This is a genomic window from Shewanella seohaensis, assembly GCF_023283775.1.
Classification (GTDB): domain Bacteria; phylum Pseudomonadota; class Gammaproteobacteria; order Enterobacterales; family Shewanellaceae; genus Shewanella; species Shewanella seohaensis.
In genome coordinates this window covers 1-768 of record NZ_JAKILE010000037.1, presented here as the reverse complement: position 1 = coordinate 768, position 768 = coordinate 1, and the positions used below count along the sequence as shown (strand labels likewise).

The window sequence follows — 768 nt, the reverse complement described above, 5'->3', positions numbered from 1 at the left end:
GTGATGGAAGCCTGTAGTGGCGCAAATTACTGGGCCAGAGAATTTGAGCTGTTGGGCCACAGCGTCAAGTTAATTGCTCCTCAATTTGTCGTGCCTTTTCGGCAAGGTAACAAAAATGACTATAACGATGCCTTAGCCATCGCTGAAGCTGCGCAGCGACCCAACATGCGGTTTGTAAAACCTAAAAGCGTCGAGCAGCAAGATGTGCAATTGCTCCACCGTATGCGGGAACGATTAACTAAGCAATCAACAGCCTTAATCAACCAAGTGCGAGGCATGTTAGCAGAATACGGCATCGTGATAGCCAAAAGTAAATCGGCTTTTAAAGTACAGTTCCCTGAGATTTTGGCTAACGAAACTAATGCGCTGACTACCAAAGGTCGGGCCATTTTTTATCAGTTATATGAAGAGTTTAGTGATATAGAAAAACGGCTTAAGGGTTGTGATGCTCAAGTACTCACCGAAACGAAAAACAATGTGATTTGCCAGCGTTTAGAGACTATCCCTGGTATTGGTCCTGTCACTGCTACCGCCTTTTATGCCGCCGCTGATGATGGTAAAGACTTCACTAATGGCAGGCACTTTTCAGCTTGGTGCGGCTTGGTTCCCAAGCAACACAGTAGCGGAGGTAAAGATAACCTCCTTGGGATAAGCAAGCGGGGAAATGCGTATTTACGCACCCTGTTCATTCACGGCGCCAGAGCGGTGTTGCAACACAGCCAGAATAAGCAAGATAAGTTTAGTTGCTGGGCAATCCAGTTAGCAGAG

1 protein-coding gene is annotated in these 768 nt (G+C 46.6%); it reads left to right on the top strand.

Annotated features, from left to right (window positions below; translation table 11 throughout):
* A partial coding sequence (locus tag L2713_RS20485) for an IS110 family RNA-guided transposase (protein WP_248969105.1) occupies positions 1 to 768 on the top strand: 768 nt, incomplete at both ends.